This window comes from Pantoea hericii, from assembly GCF_014155795.1.
Lineage (GTDB): Bacteria > Pseudomonadota > Gammaproteobacteria > Enterobacterales > Enterobacteriaceae > Pantoea > Pantoea eucalypti.
Genome location: NZ_SCKV01000001.1, coordinates 692,309 through 711,646, shown reverse-complemented (window position 1 = coordinate 711,646; position 19,338 = coordinate 692,309). Strand labels below are relative to the sequence as shown.

The following is a 19,338-nucleotide window of genomic DNA, read 5'->3' as shown; positions in this document are numbered from 1 at the left end:
CAATAAATGAAGCACATAAGAAATTTCTCCATCATCGCTCATATCGACCATGGTAAATCTACGCTCTCTGACCGTCTGATTCAGATCTGTGGCGGACTCACCGCTCGTGAAATGGCAGCGCAGGTTCTCGACTCTATGGATCTGGAGCGTGAGCGTGGGATCACCATCAAAGCCCAGAGCGTGACACTCGATTACCACGCGAAGGACGGCCAAACTTACCAGCTCAATTTCATCGATACCCCAGGCCACGTAGACTTCTCTTATGAAGTTTCCCGCTCACTGGCCGCCTGTGAAGGCGCGCTGCTGGTGGTGGATGCCGGTCAGGGTGTTGAAGCGCAGACACTGGCGAACTGCTATACCGCGATGGAGATGGATCTGGAAGTGGTGCCGGTTCTGAACAAAATTGACCTGCCTGCTGCCGATCCCGATCGTGCCGCGCAGGAAATTGAAGATATCGTCGGCATCGATGCAACGGATGCCGTGCGCTGCTCAGCCAAAACCGGCGTCGGCGTACCCGAAGTGCTGGAGCGCTTAGTGCGTGACATTCCGCCGCCGGAAGGCGATCCGGAAGGTCCGCTGCAGGCACTGATTATCGACTCCTGGTTTGATAACTATCTGGGCGTTGTTTCTCTGGTGCGTGTGAAAAATGGCACCATGCGTAAAGGCGACAAGATTAAAGTCCTGAGCACCGGCCAGGTGTATAACGCTGACCGTCTGGGAATTTTCACCCCGAAGCGTGTCGATCGTAATGAACTGAACTGCGGTGAAGTCGGCTGGCTGGTCTGCGCCATCAAAGATATCCTTGGCGCGCCGGTAGGCGATACCCTGACTACCGCGCGTAACCCGGCAGACAAAGCGCTGCCAGGCTTCAAAAAAGTGAAGCCGCAGGTTTATGCCGGTCTGTTCCCAATCAGCTCTGACGACTATGAAGCGTTCCGTGATGCGCTCGGCAAGCTGAGCCTGAACGATGCCTCGCTGTTCTATGAGCCAGAAAGCTCAACCGCCCTGGGCTTTGGTTTCCGCTGCGGCTTCCTTGGCCTGCTGCACATGGAGATCATCCAGGAGCGCCTGGAGCGCGAATACGATCTCGATCTGATCACCACCGCGCCGACGGTGGTGTATGAAGTCGTGACTACCAGTGGCGAGATCGTTCATGTTGACAGCCCATCTAAGCTGCCTGCGCTGAACAATATCGAAGAGCTGCGTGAACCGATTGCGGAATGTCACATGCTGCTGCCACAGGAGTATCTTGGCAACGTCATCACGCTGTGTATTGAGAAGCGTGGCGTGCAGACCAACATGGTTTACCACGGCAATCAGGTGGCACTGACGTACGAAATTCCGATGGCAGAGGTGGTACTCGACTTCTTTGACCGTCTGAAATCAACCTCGCGCGGTTATGCCTCGCTGGATTACAACTTTAAACGTTTCCAGCCTTCAGACATGGTGCGCGTTGACGTACTGATTAACTCTGAACGTGTGGATGCGCTGGCGCTGATCACTCACCGCGACAACGCACCTTATCGCGGACGCGATCTGGTTGAGAAAATGAAAGATCTCATCCCGCGTCAGCAGTTTGATATTGCGATTCAGGCTGCCATCGGCAACCACATTATCGCGCGTTCAACGGTTAAACAGCTGCGTAAAAACGTACTCGCCAAGTGTTATGGCGGTGACGTGAGCCGTAAGAAGAAACTGCTGCAGAAACAGAAAGACGGTAAGAAGCGTATGAAGCAGGTTGGTAACGTTGAGCTGCCACAGGAAGCGTTCCTCGCCATTCTGCATGTCGGTAAGGACAGCAAATAAGGATTTCCAATGGCTAATATGTTCGCCCTGATTCTGGCGATAGCGACGCTGATTACTGGCATCGTATGGGTAATAGATCGTTTTAAATGGGCACCTGCGCGTCGCGCTAAACAGGCTGAGGTTCAGGCCCAGACCGGCAACGCGCTCGATAGCAAAACGCTGGCGAAGGTTGCTGCCAAGCCAGGCTGGGTTGAGACCACCGCGTCTGTGTTCCCGGTGCTGGCGGTGGTGTTCATCGTGCGTTCGTTTATCTACGAACCGTTCCAGATTCCCTCTGGCTCGATGATGCCAACGCTGCTGATTGGTGACTTTATCCTGGTGGAGAAATTCGCTTACGGTATCAAAGATCCGATTACCCAGACGACGCTGATCCCAACCGGTCAGCCGAAGCGCGGCGATATCGCGGTATTTAAATACCCGAAAGATCCGAGCCTGGATTATATTAAGCGCGTTATCGGCCTGCCGGGCGACAAAGTCATCTATGATCCTTACAGCAAAACCCTGACGGTAAAACCGACCTGCAACGACGACAAAGCCTGTGACACAGCGCTGGCGGTAACGTACACCGATATTGAGCCAAGCAACTTTATTCAGACCTTTAGCGGTTTTGATGGCAACGAAACCGGCAACGGTTTTTATCAGGTGCCGCAGGGCGATACTATGCGCGGAGGTCTGCGCCTGGCCACCCGCAAAGAGACGATTGGTAACGTGACGCATGACATTCTGCTGGTAAACGAAGCGCAGAGTCAGGCAGGCATGTATTATCAGCAGCCGGGTCAGCCGCAGTCGAGCTGGGTCGTGCCGAAAGGACAATACTTCATGATGGGCGACAACCGTGATAACAGCGCCGACAGCCGTTACTGGGGCTTTGTCCCGGAGCGTAATCTGGTCGGTAAAGCGGTCGCTATCTGGATGAGCTTTGAGAAACAAGAAGGCCAGTGGCCTACCGGCGTGCGTTTCAGTCGCATCGGCGGTATCCACTAACAACATTGTCTGATTAACAGGCAATTCGGGTGGCCTCCTCAGGGAGGCCACTGCACACCAAACGGAACGTGTTGGATTGCCAGCCCCGTTTGGTATGCAGAGTCACAGACGCAACAAAGAACTGGAATCGCATGAACCCCATCCTGATTAACAAGCTTCAGCGCAAACTGGGCTACACTTTTACTCATTCGGAACTGTTACAGCAGGCCCTGACTCACCGTAGCGCCAGCAGTAAGCATAACGAACGCCTGGAATTTCTTGGCGATTCAATTCTTAGCTATGTGATCGCTAATGCCCTTTATCACCGCTTCCCGCGGGTTGATGAAGGTGACATGAGCCGCATGCGCGCCACACTGGTGCGTGGCAACACGCTGGCTGAAATGGCCCGCGAATTTGATCTTGGCGAGTGTCTGCGTCTGGGACCGGGTGAGCTAAAAAGCGGCGGCTTCCGTCGTGAATCTATTCTTGCAGATACGGTCGAGGCGCTGATTGGCGGCATTTTCCTCGACAGCGGTATTGAGCGGGTAGAACAGCTGATCCTTGACTGGTATCAGAGCCGTCTGGACGAAATCAGTCCTGGCGACAAACAAAAAGATCCGAAAACGCGTCTGCAGGAGTATCTGCAGGGACGTCATCTGCCACTGCCAAGTTATCTGGTCGTGCAGGTGCGTGGCGAAGCCCATGATCAGGAATTCACCATTCACTGTCAGGTGAGTGGCATGGCCGAGCCGGTCGTCGGCGTCGGCTCCAGCCGTCGTAAAGCTGAGCAGGCAGCAGCTGAACAGGCGCTGATAAAATTAGGTCTCGAATAGGTCTGTCGGGGTGACCGTGCCGGAGCGGCACACAGTGAATCATCCTTTGGCAATTCTGTCCCGGCGTCAGAAGACGCTGAATGACACACGATTCAAATAGCACTTTTTCAGCGCCGTATCATGCGCTGAACAACTCAGGATTCGAATGAGCGAAAACGTTACTTATTGCGGCTTTGTCGCGATTGTTGGCCGACCAAACGTCGGTAAATCCACCTTACTGAACCAGTTACTGGGGCAGAAGGTGTCGATCACCTCGCGTAAGCCACAAACCACGCGCCACCGCATCATGGGCATTCACACCGAGGGCGAATATCAGGCGATCTACGTCGATACTCCGGGTCTGCACATGGAAGAGAAGCGTGCCATTAACCGTCTGATGAACCGCGCAGCCAGCAGTTCGATTGGTGACGTAGAGCTAGTGATCTTCGTGGTTGAAGGCACCCGCTGGACGCCAGATGACGAGATGGTCTTAAACAAACTGCGCGACAACAAAGTGCCGGTCGTGCTGGCGATCAACAAGGTCGATAATATCCAGGATAAAAGCATTCTGCTGCCGCATCTGCAGTTCCTGAGCCAGCAGATGAACTTCCTCGATATCGTGCCTATCTCTGCTGAGAGCGGCAAAAACGTCGATACCATTGCGGCGATTACCCGCAAGCATCTGCCACAGGCCGATCATCACTTCCCGGAAGATTACATCACTGACCGTTCACAGCGCTTCATGGCGTCAGAGATGATCCGTGAAAAACTGATGCGCTTCCTGGGCGCTGAACTGCCTTACTCTGTCACGGTTGAGATTGAGCGCTTCGTTACCAACGAACGCGGCGGTTACGATATCCATGGTCTGATCCTGGTTGAGCGTGAAGGGCAGAAGAAGATGGTGATTGGCAACAAAGGCGCCAAAATCAAAGTCATTGGAACCGAAGCGCGCAGGGACATGGAAGAGATGTTCGAAGCGAAAGTGCATCTCGAACTGTGGGTGAAAGTGAAATCCGGCTGGGCAGATGACGAACGTGCACTGCGCAGCCTGGGTTATACAGACGATCTCTGATTCAATGGAAGGCTGGCAACGCGCCTTTGTGCTGCATAGTCGTCCCTTCAGCGAAACCAGCCTGCTGCTCGACCTGTTCAGCGAAAGTGAAGGACGGGTTCGGGTACTGGCCAAGGGCGCGCGTTCCCGGCGTTCCAACCTGAAAGGCGCGTTACAGCCTTTTACCCCGCTGCTGGTTCGCTGGAGCGGGCGCGGGGAAGTTAAAACCCTGCGCAATGCCGAAGCGGTGTCGCTGGCTTTACCGCTCAGCGGCATCACGCTTTACTGCGGTCTCTACGTCAATGAGCTGGTCTCACGCGTATTGCAGCAGGAATCTCCCTTCCCGGAACTCTTCTTCGACTATCTCAACTGTCTTCAGGCGTTAGCCTCAACACACGGTAAGCCCGAACCGGCACTGCGACGATTTGAACTGGCGCTGCTCGGTCACCTGGGTTACGGCGTCGACTTCCTGCACTGCGCCGGCAGCGGCGAGCCGGTCAGCGACGATATGACCTACAGCTATCGCGAAGAGCGGGGTTTTATCGCCAGCCTGGTGGTGAACAATCGCAGCTTTACCGGACGGGAGCTGCACGCCCTGTGTGAGCGAGAGTTTCCGGATGCCGACACCCTGCGTGCCGCGAAGCGCTTTACGCGCATCGCCCTGAAGCCTTATCTTGGTGGCAAGCCGCTGAAAAGTCAGGAGCTGTTCCGCCAGTTTATCCCGAAGAAAAAGCCCGAACAGGCAGAAGAATAGCGCTGGTCGTACCGCCTGTTTATATTTGCGCGGTACACTCAACATCACGATGGAAAAGAAGTGAGGATGGTCATGGCTGAGTTGCTGTTAGGCGTCAATATCGATCACATTGCCACGGTGCGTAACGCGCGTGGGACAAACTATCCCGATCCGGTACAGGCGGCGTTTATCGCCGAGCAGGCAGGCGCAGACGGCATTACCGTGCACCTGCGTGAAGATCGCCGTCACATCACCGATCGCGACGTGCGAATTCTGCGTGACACGATTCAGACGCGCATGAATCTGGAGATGGCGGTCACCGATGAGATGATCGGCATTGCCTGTGACATTCAGCCCCATTTCTGCTGCCTGGTGCCGGAAAAGCGTCAGGAAGTGACAACGGAAGGCGGACTGGATGTGGCGGGACAGCAGGAGAAGATGAACGCGGCCGTGCGACTGCTGAAGGATGCTGGCATTCTGGTTTCGCTGTTTATTGATGCCGATCACCGCCAGATCGAAGCCGCCGTTGCCACGGGTGCGCCTTACATCGAAATCCATACTGGCGCTTACGCCGAGGCACCAGAGGGACTGGCGCGTGACGCTGAGCTGGCGCGCATTCGCCATGCCGCGACTTTTGCTGCCAGCCTGGGGCTCAAAGTTAACGCCGGTCATGGTCTGACCTACCACAATGTGCTGCCGATTGCCGCGCTGCCGGAAATGCATGAGCTGAACATCGGCCATGCGATTATCGGGCGTGCAGTAATGAGTGGCCTGCCGGATGCAGTTAAAGAGATGAAGCAACTGCTGCGTGAAGCCCGTCGCTAATGGCTATTCTCGGATTAGGGACGGACATCGTTGAGATTGAACGCATCGCCGGGGTGATAGCGCGCTCCGGCGATCGGCTGGCGCGTCGGGTGCTGAGTGAAGCCGAATGGCACCAGTATCAGGCGCACAAGCAGCCGGTGCGCTTTCTCTCCAAACGTTTTGCGGTTAAAGAGGCGGCAGCAAAAGCCTTTGGCACCGGCATTCGCGGTGGTCTGGCGTTTAATCAGTTTGAAGTTTACAACGATGCGCTGGGAAAACCGGGGTTACGCTTCTTTCAGCATGCCGCTGACGTGGCAGAGAGGCTGGGCGTTAAGCACGTTCACGTGACGCTGGCCGATGAGCGTCACTACGCCTGCGCCACAGTAATCATTGAAAGCTAGCCGTGCAGCAGCACGAACTTCTCCCATAGCACATCGCGAGATTCGGTGTGCTGTGGGTCAATGATAATCGTGTTGTCGATGGGGCAGACCTGCTGACAGGTTGGCCGCTCATAGTGCCCGACACATTCCGTGCAGCGGCTGACATCAATCTCATAGATCGCATCGCCCAGTGAAATCGCCTGATTCGGGCACTCCGGTTCACACATATCGCAGTTAATGCATCTGGACGTAATCAACAGCGCCATTTTACCCACCTGATACCAACAGAAAAAGCGCGGGTATTATACGTGCTGACGCTGATCAGACCAGCTTTTTCACCAGCGCTTCACTGTGACGAATATGGCTGGACGCGCGCTCCGGATCGTTTTGCACCAGCGCCATAAACAGCAGATCGGTCAGAGCAAGCTGTGCCGTGGTTGAGGAGATCGCCGCGCTGCGGGTACTCTGCTCTTCCGCCACCGTATAAAGACAGTAACCGGCACTCTGCTGCAGGGTATTCGGCGTAAAACCCGTGAACGCCACCACATCTGCGCCCACCTGAACCGCTTCCTGCGCGGCCAGATTGATCTCTCGCCGTTCACCGGTGTAAGAGATGGCGAGCAGCACATCGCCTGGCCCCATCGCCTGCACGCTGGCCAGCAGGGCGTGCATATCCTGTTCCGCCACCGCATTAATGCCGATCTTCATCAGCTTCCAGGAGAAATCTTTCGCCACCAGGCCCGAGGCGCCGATGCCCACCAGTAAAATACGGCGGGCATTTTTCAGTAGCTGTAACACGTCGTTGAGCTTTTCTTCGCTATTAATATCCAGTGTGGCGCGGATCGCTGAAAGCTTTTCAGTCAGCAGTTTTTCACCCACCATCTTAAGCGGGTCGTCGCTCAGAATATGGTTATGCACGGTAATGGCATCCTTGTCCGCCAGTGACTCACTCAGGGCCAGCTTAAGCGCCGGAAAACCTTTATAGCCCAGCTTCTGCGCAAACTTCACTACGCTCGACTGGCTGACGCCGGACTCTTCCGCCAGTTTTTGTGAACTCAGGTGACGCGCCCGATCGGGTTGCGACAGTAAAAAATCCGCGAGCCGACGTTCGTTCAACGCCAGTCGTGGATAAAGCTGGCGAATGCGCAGCAAAGAACTCATGCCCAATCCTCGTCATTCAGGGATAATCAATGAAGAATAAACTATTCATCGGGCATTGTAGTCATCGGAATTAAAAATGACAGTCATCGCCGTACCGCCTGATGATGGCTACACTACTCTTTATCATTCCAGAACCAGCCATAAAGGAGAGTTGTTTGACCAGGGGAACACAACGTCGCATCGTATTTTTTGACCTGGATGGCACTTTGCACCAGCAGGACATGTTCGGCACGTTTATGCGCTATCTGCTGCGTCGCCGCCCGCTTAATCTGCTGCTGGTGGTGCCGGTATTGCCGGTGGTCGGTATCGGCCTGCTGTTTAAAGGCCGCGCGGCTCGCTGGCCCATGAGCCTGCTGCTCTGGTCAATTACCTTTGGACGCTCTGAGCAGACATTGCTGCGCCTCGAAGCGGAGTTTGCGCAGTGGTTCCGGCTGCGCGTGAAAGCGTTCCCGGTGGTGCAGCAGCGTCTGACGGATTATCTCAGCAGTGATGATGCTGACGTCTGGCTGATTACCGGATCGCCACAGTCGCTGGTGGAGCAGGTCTATTACGACTCCGCGTTTCTGCCACGCGTGAAGATGATTGCGAGCCAGATGCAGCGCGGCTGGGGTGGGCGGGTGCTGGCGATGCGCTGTCTTGGCCATGAGAAAGTGGCGCAGCTGGAAGAGAAAATCGGTACGCCGCTGCAGCTTTACAGCGGCTACAGCGACAGCAAACAGGACAACCCGCTGCTGTTTTTCTGTCAGCATCGCTGGCGCGTGACCCCGGCGGGTGAACTGCAACAGCTGGAATAAGTTTTTAAAGGACCGATGAGACCGCTATAATGCGCCGCTTTTTAGTCGCCCGGGGTGGTCAGCGTGAAACAACAAGATGAGTACTGGATGCGCCATGCGCTTGGTCTGGCGCGACGGGCGTGGGAGCAGAGCGAAGTGCCGGTGGGCGCGGTGCTGGTTCAGAACGACCAGGTGATTGGCGAAGGCTGGAACCGGCCCATTGGTCAGCACGACCCGACGGCGCACGCCGAAATAATGGCTCTGCGCCAGGGCGGTAAAGTGCTGGAAAATTATCGTCTGCTGGATACCACGCTTTACGTGACGCTGGAGCCGTGCGTCATGTGTGCCGGTGCTATGGTTCACAGCCGCATAACGCGTCTGGTTTATGGTGCGCACGATGTTAAAAGTGGCGCGGCGGGATCGCTGCTGGATGTGCTGGGCCACCCTGGCATGAATCATCAGATTGAATTGCACAGTGGCGTGCTGGCTGAAGAGTGCGCCGCCATGCTGAGCGATTTTTTCCGTATGCGTCGCGAGCAGAAAAAAGCGCTGCGTCAGGCGCAGCGCCAGGGTTAGTTCATCGCGATCTTTGGTTCAACCGCCGGATAGCCCTTCGCCAGTTCGGCCTGGGCTTCCGCCTGCTGCTTCAGACGCTTCTCCTGCTCCTGCAGATAACCCACCAGACTTAGCTGATACTTGCGGATATTCTCCACGTAGTTATAAGCTTCATGCCCACGGGCGTAGCCATACGTCGTCTGTGTGTAGTAACGCTTCTGACTCAGCATCGGCAGACGCAGCTTTACATCCGCCCAGCTGTCCGGATCGCCACCCTGGCGTGCCGTCAGCTTGCGGACGTCGAGCATATGGGCATAGCCCATGTTGTAAGCCGCCAGCGCAAACCAGATACGTTCATCTTCCGGGATGCTCTGTGGCACCTTCGCCATCATATCCTGCAGATACTGACTGCCGCCGCGAATGCTCTGTTCGGGATCGGTACGATCACCCACATCCAGACTCTCCGCGGTGTTACGCGTCAGCATCATCATGCCGCGTACGCCGGTAGGGGAGGTGGCCTGCGGATTCCAGTGCGACTCCTGATAGGAGATCGCTGCCAGCAGTCGCCAGTCAATGCTGGTAGCGTACTTCTCAAACAGCGGTTTGATGTCGGGCAGCGTATTGTCGATGGCCCGCAGGAAAGTGCGGGTATCGACATAATCAAAGGTGCCGACGTGGCCGAGATATTTCTCCTCCAGCCGCGCCATCGCGCCTTCTTCTCCCATACCATTAAAGAAGTCGAGCATCGCCGCATTCAGGCTGTCATCATCGCTGTGCCGCACATACCAGGTCACCGGCTCTTCATCGGTGACGTCGAACGCGACCGCCAGCTGCGGATAAATGCGCTGCAACAGGGCGATGGTGACGGAGTCGCCAATGGTGTAGTCGAGCTTGCCATCAGCTACCGCTTCCAGCAGGGCTTTAGGGCTCTGATCGGTGGAGATCGCCCAGTCCAGATCGGGAAACTGATTAGAACGCGCGCTCTTCAGCGTTGACAGGTAAGCCGATCCCGCCGCAACCGTTAGCCGCCCCTTTAAATCACCGAGGTTTTTAGGGCGCGGCTTATCCACGCGATAGACCAGCTGCTGCGAAACATTGTAGTAACCTGGCCCGGTCTGATAACGCGTCAGGCGTTCATTGTTATAGTTCAGCCCGGCGGCCAGCACATCGGCTTTGCCATCGTCAAGGTCATCAAACAGATCGCTCAGGTTAGGACGAACCGTCACCTTAAGTTTGACGCCCAGATAATCGGCGAAACGTTTTGCCAGCTCATAGTCCATACCGGCCGGTAATTGGTTAACTGTGTAGTAAGTCAATGGGGAGTTGATGGTACTGACACGCAGCACTCCCCGCGATTTAATCTGTGAAATCTGGTCCTGCCCACCCCCATACCAGGGAATGGATGGCCATAGCGCTAACGCTAACAGCACGGCAACCAGACCGATAAACAGATAATTAAATTTTAGGCGTTTCAAATAGTTATCTCTCGCTGGCTCTAAGGCCTCTGTCTTTTAAAGGCAGTATTTATCTTCTTTGAACTCCCAGAGCGAGGGGCATTTTGCGCAACAAAATCACGCTGAGCAACTTTTATAGCAGCTTTTGCGCAAATTTCAGGCAAATCCGGGTCGCCAAAAATTGTGCGCAAACGGTTTCGTCGCGAGGTCGCTTTCTCTATAATACGCCCCGTTTTCCCTGTTGCGCCCAATTTGCGTCGCCCGGCGCCCTGACGAGAGACTTATTAATGGAAATTCTGCGTGGTTCGCCCGCCCTGTCGGCATTTCGTGTAAACAAACTGCTGACCCGCTTTCAGGACGCTCATCTGCCGGTGAGTGATATTTACGCTGAGTACATCCATTTTGCTGATGTCAGTACGCCTTTAAGCGCTGACGAACAGAGCCGTCTGCAACGTCTGCTGAAATATGGTCCCTCTCTTGCTGAACATGCTCCACAGGGTCGTCTGCTGCTGGTGACACCGCGTCCTGGTACCATTTCGCCCTGGTCATCCAAAGCAACCGATATCGCCCACAACTGCGGCCTGCCACATGTCCGTCGTCTGGAACGTGGTCTGGCTTTCTATGTACAGGCTCCCCAGCTGACCGAAGCGCAGTGGCAAACGCTGGGCACACTGCTGCACGATCGGATGATGGAAACGGTCTTCAGTGACCTGGCGCAGGCTGAGCAGTTGTTCGCGCACCACACGCCGCAGCCGGTGAAAAGTGTCGATCTGCTGGGTGAGGGCCGTCAGGCGCTGGTGCAGGCCAATATCTCCCTGGGTCTGGCGCTGGCAGACGATGAAATTGACTACCTGGTGGCGGCGTTTACCTCACTGGGTCGTAACCCCAACGACATTGAACTCTATATGTTTGCGCAGGCGAACTCTGAGCACTGTCGTCACAAGATTTTCAACGCTGACTGGATTATCGACGGCGAGAAACAGCCAAAGTCGCTGTTTAAAATGATCAAAAATACGATGGAGAAGACGCCGGACTTCGTGCTCTCTGCCTATAAAGATAACGCCGCCGTGATGGAAGGATCAGAGGTTGGCCGCTTCTTTGCTGACGCCGGAGAGAGCGAGTACCGCTGGCATCAGGAAGCTGCGCACATTCTGATGAAGGTGGAAACGCACAACCACCCAACGGCGATTTCGCCGTGGCCAGGCGCGGCCACCGGTTCTGGTGGTGAAATCCGTGATGAAGGCGCAACCGGTCGCGGCTCCAAGCCAAAAGCGGGCCTGGTCGGATTCTCGGTCTCTAACCTGCGTATTCCTGGCTTTGAACAGCCGTGGGAAGAGGACTTCGGCAAACCAGCCCGCATTGTCAGCGCGCTGGAGATCATGACCGACGGACCTCTGGGCGGCGCTGCCTTTAACAATGAATTTGGTCGTCCGGCTCTGAATGGCTACTTCCGTACTTATGAAGAGCAGGTCACCAGCCACAACGGCACTGAGCTGCGCGGCTATCATAAGCCGATTATGCTGGCGGGCGGTATCGGTAACATCCGTGCCGATCACGTGCAGAAAGGCGAAATCACCGTAGGCGCGAAGCTGGTGGTGCTGGGCGGTCCGGCCATGAACATCGGCCTGGGTGGCGGCGCGGCCTCATCCATGGCCTCGGGTCAGTCTGATGCCGATCTCGACTTCGCCTCTGTACAGCGTGATAACCCGGAGATGGAGCGCCGTTGTCAGGAGGTGATCGACCGCTGCTGGCAGCTGGGCGATGAGAACCCGATTCTGTTTATCCACGACGTGGGCGCAGGCGGCCTTTCCAATGCTATGCCGGAGCTGGTCAGCGATGGCGGTCGTGGTGGTCGATTTAACCTGCGTGACATCCTGAGTGATGAGCCAGGCATGAGCCCGCTGGAAGTCTGGTGTAACGAATCACAGGAACGTTATGTGATGGCCGTAGCACCCGATCAGCTGGCGCAGTTTAAGGCGATTTGCCAGCGCGAACGCGCACCTTTTGCCGTAATTGGTGAAGCCACCGAAGAGTTGCACCTGAGTCTGGAAGATAGCCATTTCGATAATAAGCCTATCGATATGCCGCTGGATGTCCTGCTGGGCAAAACGCCGAAGATGACGCGGGATGTGGTGACGCAGCAGGCGCAGGGCACCGAGCTGCAGCGTGACGGCATTACGCTGGTTGATGCGGTGAATCGCGTACTGCATCTGCCTGCTGTGGCGGAAAAAACCTTCCTGATCACCATCGGTGACCGCAGCGTGACCGGCATGGTGGCGCGCGACCAGATGGTCGGGCCGTGGCAGATCCCAGTGGCCAACTGTGCGGTGACCACTGCCAGCCTCGACAGCTATCACGGCGAAGCCTTTGCCCTGGGCGAACGTTCACCGGTTGCGCTGCTGGACTTCGCAGCGTCAGGTCGTCTGGCGGTGGGGGAAGCCCTGACCAACCTGGCGGCAACGCAGATTGGTTCGCTGAAGCGCGTGAAACTCTCCGCTAACTGGATGTCCGCTGCGGGTCATCCGGGTGAAGATGCGGGTTTATACGCGGCGGTGAAAGCCGTCGGCGAAGAGCTTTGCCCGGCGCTGGGTATTACCATCCCGGTCGGTAAAGATTCGATGTCGATGAAAACCCGCTGGCAGGAAGGCACTGAACAGCGCGAGATGACTTCGCCGCTGTCGCTGGTGATTACTGCGTTTGCACGCGTCGAAGATGTCCGTCGCACCGTCACGCCACAGCTGCAGGCCGATCAGGACAACCTGCTGCTGCTGATCGATCTGGGCAACGGCGCGAATACGCTGGGCGCAACCGCGCTGTCACAGGTCTATCGCCAGCTCGGTGACAAACCTGCCGATGTGCGTGATGCCACCCAGCTGGCTGGCTTCTTCAATGCGATTCAGGTGCTGGTGGCTGAGCAGAAACTGCTGGCCTACCACGACCGCTCTGACGGTGGTCTGCTGGTGACGCTGGCCGAGATGGCCTTTGCCGGTCACTGCGGCATTGACGTTGATATCGCCTCGCTGGGCAGCGATGCGCTGGCGGCCTTGTTCACCGAAGAGCTGGGTGCGGTGATTCAGATCAACGCCGCCGATCGCGATGCCGTTGAGCGGATCCTGGCCGATCACGGTCTTGCCGCTTCCACGCATCTGCTGGGCAGCGCGCAGCCAGGCGATCGCTTTGTGATCCGTTCCGGTGACAGTGCGGTTTACAGTGAAAGCCGCAATACGCTGCGTACCTGGTGGGCAGAAACCACCTGGCAGATGCAGCGCCTGCGCGACAACCCGGCGTGTGCCGATCAGGAGCATGAAGCGAAGAAAAACGACAGCGATCCTGGTCTCAACGTCAATCTGACCTTTAATCCGCAGGAAGATGTGGCGGCACCGATGATCGCGACGGGCGCGCGTCCACGCGTCGCCGTGCTGCGTGAGCAGGGCGTGAACTCCCATGTGGAGATGGCCGCTGCCTTTGATCGTGCTGGCTTTACCGCCATTGACGTTCACATGAGCGATCTGCTGGCCGGGCGTCGCGGTCTGGAAGCGTTCCAGGCGCTGGTTGCCTGTGGCGGCTTCTCTTACGGTGATGTGCTGGGTGCCGGTGAGGGCTGGGCGAAGTCGATTCTGTTCAACCCGCGTGTTCGCGATGAGTTCGAAACCTTCTTCCACCGTCCGCAGACCCTGGCGCTGGGCGTCTGTAACGGCTGTCAGATGATGTCCAATCTGCGTGAACTGATTCCGGGCAGCGATCTCTGGCCGCGCTTTGTGCGTAACCAGTCTGAACGCTTTGAAGCGCGCTTCAGCCTGGTCGAAGTGGCTGCCAGTCCGTCACTGCTGCTGGACGGCATGGCCGGTTCGCATATGCCTATCGCGGTTTCGCACGGAGAAGGTTTTGTTGAAGTGCGTGATGCGACGCATCTGGCGGCCCTGGAGTCGAAAGGGCTGGTGGCACTGCGCTTTGTCGATAACTTCGGCAAGGTGACAGAAACCTATCCGGCTAACCCGAATGGCTCACCTAACGGCATCACCGCTGTGACCAACGAAAGTGGTCGCGTCACCATTATGATGCCGCATCCGGAGCGTGTTTTCCGTACCGTCAGCAACTCCTGGCATCCGGCAGAGTGGGGCGAAGACAGCCCGTGGATGCGCATTTTCCGCAATGCGCGCAGACAGCTGGGTTAATGTAATCCGCTGAAATGAACAGGAGGCCGGTGTGCCTCCTGTTCTTTTTTACGCCGCTGTTGGCAAATGGCGACAAGGGGGATATTGCACTGTCTCTTTATGGCGACATCTATCTCATTGATTTTAAATGAGCGGGTATCCGGGGTGATTTAATGTCGCCTTGTGGAGACACATTGACGCTGTCTGCATCGGACTTTTCGCAGGTGTCATTGGAGCAGCTCGTTCAATCTGCTGAAAAATATAATGATTTATTTTCTGGCATGAAACTTGCTATACTTATGCAGCTGCTCATTCACCTGTTTATGATTGCCCCGCGAAGCGGATAAGAGCTCATAAAGCCCGAATGACGCACCAAACGGAGCCTGCCGTCCACCTGACCGATAATCGCTTGCGTTATCAAACACCGGACGTAACGTTGAGTAAGGCTCCACCCATTCTTACGCGATGCACCACGCGTCGTGACAGCGGCAGGCCATTGAGCCTGCCGTTTTCTTTTGTTTCTCTTTCTGCCCACCACACCTTTCTTCTGCTGTCAGAGTCCGCTAGCATCCAGACAGTAAATCTTAAGGAAGCGTCTGCGTGAAAAAATGGCGTTTATTTCCCCGTTCTCTGCGTCAGCTGGTGTTGATGGCGTTTGTTCTGGTGCTGCTACCGTTGCTGGTACTGGCCTGGCAGGCGTGGGAAAGTCTCTCTGCGTTAAGTGAACAGGCCGCTGATACTAACCGCAACACCTTCACCGATGTGCGCAGAAGTGAGGCAATGGCACGAACGGCAGTAGAGCTTGAACGCAGTTACCGTCAATATTGCGTGCTGGATGATGCCTCGCTGTCTCGTCTTTATCAGACGCAGTACACCCGCTACAGTCAGATGCTGAGCTCGCATAGCGCCAGTCTGCCCGAACTGCCTGCTTTTCAGACCTTGCAGGCGACTCTGCCGCTGCTGACGCCACTGAAATGTGATAATGGCAATCCCATTACACCCGCCGCAGAGGCGCTGGATCGCTTTTCTGCTACTAACGCGCAGATGGTGCAGGACACGCGCGAAGTGGTCTTTTCGCGCGGCTTACAACTGCAGCGTGAAATCGCCGATCGCGGCCAGTTTTTTGGCTGGCAGGCGCTGATTCTGTTTATCATCAGTCTCGCGCTGATGACGCTGTTTACCGGCATGATTATCGGGCCGGTCAAGCGCATTGAGCGGATGATCAACCGGCTTGGCGAAGGGCGTGAGCTGGGTAACAGCGTGATTTTTCGCGGCCCGCGCGAGTTACGCTCGCTGGGACAGCGCATCGTCTGGCTCAGCGAACGGCTTGCATGGCTGGAATCTCAGCGTCATGAGTTTCTGCGCCATCTTTCACACGAACTGAAAACGCCGCTGGCCAGCCTGCGTGAAGGCACTGAGTTGCTGGCGGATGAAGTCGCCGGATCGCTGAACGCCGACCAGAAAGAGGTGGTCACTATTCTCGACAGCAGCAGCCGCCATCTGCAGCGGCTGATTGAACAACTGCTCGATTACAATCGCAAACTGGCGGATGGCCCGATCCAGCTGGAACCGGTCAGCGTGGCAGCGATCGTGGAGGGCGTCGTCAATGCACATGCGCTCTCGGCGCGCGCCAAACTCATGCAGACGGTCGTTAATCTTGAGGTCAGCCACTGTCTTGCTGAACCGACGTTACTGATGCGGGTCATTGATAACCTCTACTCGAACGCCGTGAACTACGGCAGCGAATCCGGTACCATCTGGCTGCGCAGTCAGCAGCAGGGCGATCGGATCTGGATTGAGGTCGCGAATAGCGGCACGCCGATTCCGCCGGAAGAGCAGGCAATGATTTTCGAACCGTTCTTCCAGGGCAGCCAGCAGCGCAAAGGGCCGGTAAAAGGCAGTGGGCTGGGATTGAGTATTGCCAAAGATTGCCTGCGCCGGATGCATGGCGACCTGACGCTGGTCCCCTGTGAGCAGGCTGACGTCTGTTTTCGAATTGAACTGAACACCACTGCCGGGAAAGTCTGACTGATGAAATATTTACCCGCGTTGCTGTTAAGCACGCTGACGACGCTGCTCCTCAGCGGATGTACGACCTCCCCGGCCACCTCATCCCTGTCGTCAGGCCATCAGGTAGCGGAACCCGAGGTCAGCATTGCTGATTATCTGGCGACCCGCTGCAATGATCTCTGGCCGATAGAGAAGAGGGCCGCACTGGATAATCCCCTTTACTGGATGCGGGCGATCGATTGTGCTGAGCGCCTTTCTCCTGCAGAAGCCAGAGCCGAAGCCCATCGCTGGCCGGCAGAGAACTGGTCGCGCGCCTTTAAACAGGGCGTGCTGATGTCTAATGGCAACGTCACGCCCGTTGAGCGTCGTCGCTATGTGGAAACCCTGGATCGTTACAGCGCTGATTTCCCACAGTCTGTGCGCCCGCTGATTCAGTTGTGGCGCAGCAACCAGACCGCGCAGCTTGACCTCAGTGAGGCGCGCACCCGTTATGTCCATCTGCAACAGAGCAGCGATAGTCAGCTTGAGGCGATACGCCAGCAGATGGTTAAGCAACAGCAGCAGCTCAGTGACACGCAGCATAAGCTGGAGCGGCTGACTGACATTGAGCGGCAGCTCTCATCGCGTAAAGCCCCGGATGTTTCTGACAGCAGTCATGGTACAGCGCTGCCGCAGGATGAGGAGCAATGATGGTCAGACAAGCGGCAAAATTGCTGCTGGTGGATGACGATCCCAGTCTGCTGAAGCTGCTGGGCATGCGTCTTCGCAGCGAAGGGTATCAGGTCACCACTGCGGGCAGCGGACCCGAAGCGTTGCGTCTGTTGCAGAAAGAGAAGATTGAGCTGGTGATAAGCGATCTGCGAATGGATGAGATGGATGGGCTGGCGCTCTTTGGCGAGATCCAGAAGCGCCACACCGGTCTGCCGGTGATTATCCTGACGGCGCATGGTTCCATCCCGGACGCCGTTTCCGCCACGCAGCAGGGCGTATTCAGCTTCCTGACGAAACCGGTTGATCGGGACGCGCTCTACAAAGCGATTGATGAGGCGCTGGCACAGCAGGCACCGGTCAGTGATGACCGCTGGCGCGAGGCGATCGTCACCCGCAGTCCGCTGATGATAAAGCTGCTGGAGCAGGCGCATATGGTGGCGCAGTCGGATGTCAGCGTACTGATTAATGGTCAGAGTGGCACCGGCAAAGAGATGCTGGCGCAGGCGATTCACGCCGCCAGCCCGCGTAACGGCAAGCCTTTTGTCGCCATTAACTGTGGCGCTTTGCCGGAGCAGCTGCTGGAGTCAGAGCTGTTCGGTCACGCCAAAGGTGCTTTTACCGGTGCGGTCAGTGCGCGTGAGGGGTTATTTAAAGCGGCAGGCGGCGGTACGCTGTTCCTGGATGAGATTGGCGATATGCCGCAGCCATTGCAGGTTAAGTTGTTGCGGGTGTTGCAGGAGCGTAAGGTCAGACCGCTGGGCAGCGACCACGATAGTGAAATCGACGTGCGAATCATTTCAGCCACGCATCGCGATCTGCCGAAGGCGATGGAGAAGAAAGAGTTTCGTGAGGATCTCTTCTATCGTCTGAATGTGGTGAATCTGAAAATACCCGCGCTGCATCAGCGCACAGAAGATATCCCGCTGCTGGCCAATCATCTGCTGCGCCAGGCAGCGGAACGGCATAAGCCACAGATTCGCAGTTTTTCCGTTGATGCGATGAAGCGTCTGATGGCCGCAAGCTGGCCAGGCAACGTGCGCCAGCTGGTAAACGTCATTGAGCAGTGCGTGGCGCTGAGTTCATCACCGGTGATCAGTGATGCGCTGGTGGAGCAGGCGTTGAGCGGCGAGAACAGCGCCTTGCCGACCTTTGCGGAGGCGCGTAATCAGTTTGAGCTGAACTATCTGCGTAAGCTGTTGCAGATGACCAAAGGCAATGTGACCAACGCCGCACGTCTGGCTGGACGCAACCGCACGGAGTTCTATAAGCTGCTGTCTCGCCATGAACTGGATGCCAGTGATTTCAAAGAGTAGCGGAGGCTGCGACGTAATACCGGCAGGTTGCCTGCTCAGGCCCGAATCAGAATGGGTGCGGTCAGCATAATCTGACAGCGCTTGCGGCAACCTGAAGAATCCCGGATATTACCGCCCGACAGCGCCAGCAACATTTATACTTGATAAACCCTCTGACCATGGAGGGAGTGAAAAAGGGTCTGACATGAAAAAGATTGATGCGATTATCAAACCATTCAAGCTCGATGATGTTCGTGAAGCCTTAGCGGAAGTCGGCATCACCGGGATGACCGTGAGTGAAGTAAAGGGCTTTGGTCGCCAGAAAGGGCATACCGAGCTGTATCGCGGCGCAGAGTATATGGTCGATTTCTTACCTAAAGTGAAAATCGAGATGGTGGTGGGCGACGATATCGTTGATACCTGCGTCGAGACCATTATGCGCACCGCGCAGACCGGCAAAATCGGTGACGGTAAAATCTTTGTCTTCGACGTGGCGCGCGTTGTGCGTATCCGTACGGGTGAAGAGGATGAAGAGGCGATCTGATCGTCTTTTTATCAGCGATTAATCAGTATAAAAAGGCCCGCGTTGCGGGCTTTTTTATACCTGGAAATCGGATGAGGTCTACTGTGAGATCAAGCCAGCTCAGAGAACCCGGTCAGATCGGAAAGACGCAAAACC

17 protein-coding genes are annotated in these 19,338 nt (G+C 56.2%); 14 read left to right on the top strand and 3 right to left on the bottom strand.

Annotated features, from left to right (window positions below):
* Positions 1 to 6: 6 nt before the first annotated feature.
* From lepA to acpS, 7 genes are all read left to right on the top strand, one after another.
* Positions 7 to 1,806, top strand: coding sequence for a translation elongation factor 4 (gene lepA, locus H7K52_RS03225; protein ID WP_003848603.1), 1,800 nt, complete (start codon positions 7 to 9; stop codon positions 1,804 to 1,806).
* A gap of 9 nt (positions 1,807 to 1,815) precedes the next feature.
* Positions 1,816 to 2,790 (top strand): signal peptidase I, encoded by a 975-nt coding sequence (lepB, locus tag H7K52_RS03220; protein WP_182629673.1) that lies wholly within the window; start codon positions 1,816 to 1,818, stop codon positions 2,788 to 2,790.
* 131 nt (positions 2,791 to 2,921) lie between these two features.
* Complete coding sequence (gene rnc / locus H7K52_RS03215) at positions 2,922 to 3,602, top strand: ribonuclease III (protein ID WP_003848606.1); 681 nt, start codon at positions 2,922 to 2,924, stop codon at positions 3,600 to 3,602.
* A 145-nt stretch (positions 3,603 to 3,747) separates the two neighbouring features.
* Positions 3,748 to 4,653: a GTPase Era gene (gene era / locus H7K52_RS03210; RefSeq protein WP_003848607.1), complete on the top strand. Its 906-nt coding sequence runs from the start codon at positions 3,748 to 3,750 to the stop codon at positions 4,651 to 4,653.
* Between the two features lie 4 nt (positions 4,654 to 4,657).
* Positions 4,658 to 5,386, top strand: coding sequence for a DNA repair protein RecO (gene recO / locus H7K52_RS03205; protein ID WP_003848609.1), 729 nt, complete (start codon positions 4,658 to 4,660; stop codon positions 5,384 to 5,386).
* Between the two features lie 72 nt (positions 5,387 to 5,458).
* Entirely contained in the window at positions 5,459 to 6,190 is a 732-nt protein-coding gene (pdxJ, locus tag H7K52_RS03200; protein WP_003848612.1) for a pyridoxine 5'-phosphate synthase, read from the top strand.
* Complete coding sequence (acpS, locus tag H7K52_RS03195; RefSeq protein ID WP_008926716.1) at positions 6,190 to 6,570, top strand: holo-ACP synthase; 381 nt, start codon at positions 6,190 to 6,192, stop codon at positions 6,568 to 6,570. Before pdxJ ends, acpS begins: the two co-directional genes overlap by 1 nt.
* Here acpS and H7K52_RS03190 read toward each other — a convergent pair.
* Together H7K52_RS03190 and H7K52_RS03185 are read right to left on the bottom strand one after the other, a co-directional pair.
* Positions 6,567 to 6,815: a YfhL family 4Fe-4S dicluster ferredoxin gene (locus H7K52_RS03190; RefSeq protein ID WP_140915741.1), complete on the bottom strand. Its 249-nt coding sequence runs from the start codon at positions 6,813 to 6,815 to the stop codon at positions 6,567 to 6,569. The two genes, acpS and H7K52_RS03190, sit on opposite strands and share 4 nt — an antisense overlap.
* 55 nt (positions 6,816 to 6,870) lie before the next feature.
* Positions 6,871 to 7,710: a MurR/RpiR family transcriptional regulator gene (locus H7K52_RS03185; protein WP_003848617.1), complete on the bottom strand. Its 840-nt coding sequence runs from the start codon at positions 7,708 to 7,710 to the stop codon at positions 6,871 to 6,873.
* A 155-nt stretch (positions 7,711 to 7,865) separates the two neighbouring features.
* On the opposite strand from H7K52_RS03185, the gene yfhb reads away from it, so the two are divergent.
* A complete protein-coding gene (gene yfhb, locus H7K52_RS03180; protein WP_008926715.1) occupies positions 7,866 to 8,504 on the top strand; it encodes a phosphatidylglycerophosphatase C in 639 nt (212 codons plus the stop codon).
* 63 nt (positions 8,505 to 8,567) lie between these two features.
* Positions 8,568 to 9,059, top strand: a complete 492-nt coding sequence (gene tadA / locus H7K52_RS03175) for a tRNA adenosine(34) deaminase TadA (RefSeq protein WP_071591679.1) — start codon at positions 8,568 to 8,570, stop codon at positions 9,057 to 9,059.
* Here the strand turns inward: tadA and mltF are convergent.
* Entirely contained in the window at positions 9,056 to 10,513 is a 1,458-nt protein-coding gene (gene mltF, locus H7K52_RS03170; protein WP_003848623.1) for a membrane-bound lytic murein transglycosylase MltF, read from the bottom strand. The genes tadA and mltF overlap by 4 nt on opposite strands.
* Before the next feature lie 266 nt (positions 10,514 to 10,779).
* Between mltF and purL the strand changes: the two genes are divergently transcribed.
* The 5 genes from purL to glnB all read left to right on the top strand — a co-directional run bounded on the left by purL (position 10,780) and on the right by glnB (position 19,203).
* Complete coding sequence (gene purL / locus H7K52_RS03165; RefSeq protein ID WP_182629672.1) at positions 10,780 to 14,667, top strand: phosphoribosylformylglycinamidine synthase; 3,888 nt, start codon at positions 10,780 to 10,782, stop codon at positions 14,665 to 14,667.
* A 579-nt stretch (positions 14,668 to 15,246) separates the two neighbouring features.
* Complete coding sequence (locus H7K52_RS03160; RefSeq protein WP_003848629.1) at positions 15,247 to 16,674, top strand: sensor histidine kinase; 1,428 nt, start codon at positions 15,247 to 15,249, stop codon at positions 16,672 to 16,674.
* A gap of 3 nt (positions 16,675 to 16,677) precedes the next feature.
* Positions 16,678 to 17,346, top strand: a complete 669-nt coding sequence (gene qseG / locus H7K52_RS03155) for a two-component system QseEF-associated lipoprotein QseG (RefSeq protein WP_003848631.1) — start codon at positions 16,678 to 16,680, stop codon at positions 17,344 to 17,346.
* Positions 17,346 to 18,680, top strand: coding sequence for a two-component system response regulator GlrR (gene glrR / locus H7K52_RS03150; protein ID WP_409072672.1), 1,335 nt, complete (start codon positions 17,346 to 17,348; stop codon positions 18,678 to 18,680). Before qseG ends, glrR begins: the two co-directional genes overlap by 1 nt.
* 184 nt (positions 18,681 to 18,864) lie before the next feature.
* Complete coding sequence (gene glnB, locus H7K52_RS03145; protein ID WP_003848647.1) at positions 18,865 to 19,203, top strand: nitrogen regulatory protein P-II; 339 nt, start codon at positions 18,865 to 18,867, stop codon at positions 19,201 to 19,203.
* The last annotated feature ends 135 nt before the right edge of the window (positions 19,204 to 19,338 follow it).

What these genes read in the sequence shown, in the direction of transcription:
- qseG (WP_003848631.1), top strand. Translation starts at nt 16,678, where the DNA reads ATGAAATATTTACCCGCGTTGCTGTTAAGCACGCTGACGACGCTGCTC.
- pdxJ (WP_003848612.1), top strand. Translation starts at nt 5,459, where the DNA reads ATGGCTGAGTTGCTGTTAGGCGTCAATATCGATCACATTGCCACGGTG.
- glnB (WP_003848647.1), top strand. Translation starts at nt 18,865, where the DNA reads ATGAAAAAGATTGATGCGATTATCAAACCATTCAAGCTCGATGATGTT.
- recO (WP_003848609.1), top strand. Translation starts at nt 4,658, where the DNA reads ATGGAAGGCTGGCAACGCGCCTTTGTGCTGCATAGTCGTCCCTTCAGC.
- glrR (WP_409072672.1), top strand. Translation starts at nt 17,346, where the DNA reads ATGGTCAGACAAGCGGCAAAATTGCTGCTGGTGGATGACGATCCCAGT.
- H7K52_RS03185 (WP_003848617.1), bottom strand. Translation starts at nt 7,710, where the DNA reads ATGAGTTCTTTGCTGCGCATTCGCCAGCTTTATCCACGACTGGCGTTG.
- acpS (WP_008926716.1), top strand. Translation starts at nt 6,190, where the DNA reads ATGGCTATTCTCGGATTAGGGACGGACATCGTTGAGATTGAACGCATC.
- purL (WP_182629672.1), top strand. Translation starts at nt 10,780, where the DNA reads ATGGAAATTCTGCGTGGTTCGCCCGCCCTGTCGGCATTTCGTGTAAAC.
- rnc (WP_003848606.1), top strand. Translation starts at nt 2,922, where the DNA reads ATGAACCCCATCCTGATTAACAAGCTTCAGCGCAAACTGGGCTACACT.
- lepB (WP_182629673.1), top strand. Translation starts at nt 1,816, where the DNA reads ATGGCTAATATGTTCGCCCTGATTCTGGCGATAGCGACGCTGATTACT.
- lepA (WP_003848603.1), top strand. Translation starts at nt 7, where the DNA reads ATGAAGCACATAAGAAATTTCTCCATCATCGCTCATATCGACCATGGT.
- H7K52_RS03190 (WP_140915741.1), bottom strand. Translation starts at nt 6,815, where the DNA reads ATGGCGCTGTTGATTACGTCCAGATGCATTAACTGCGATATGTGTGAA.
- era (WP_003848607.1), top strand. Translation starts at nt 3,748, where the DNA reads ATGAGCGAAAACGTTACTTATTGCGGCTTTGTCGCGATTGTTGGCCGA.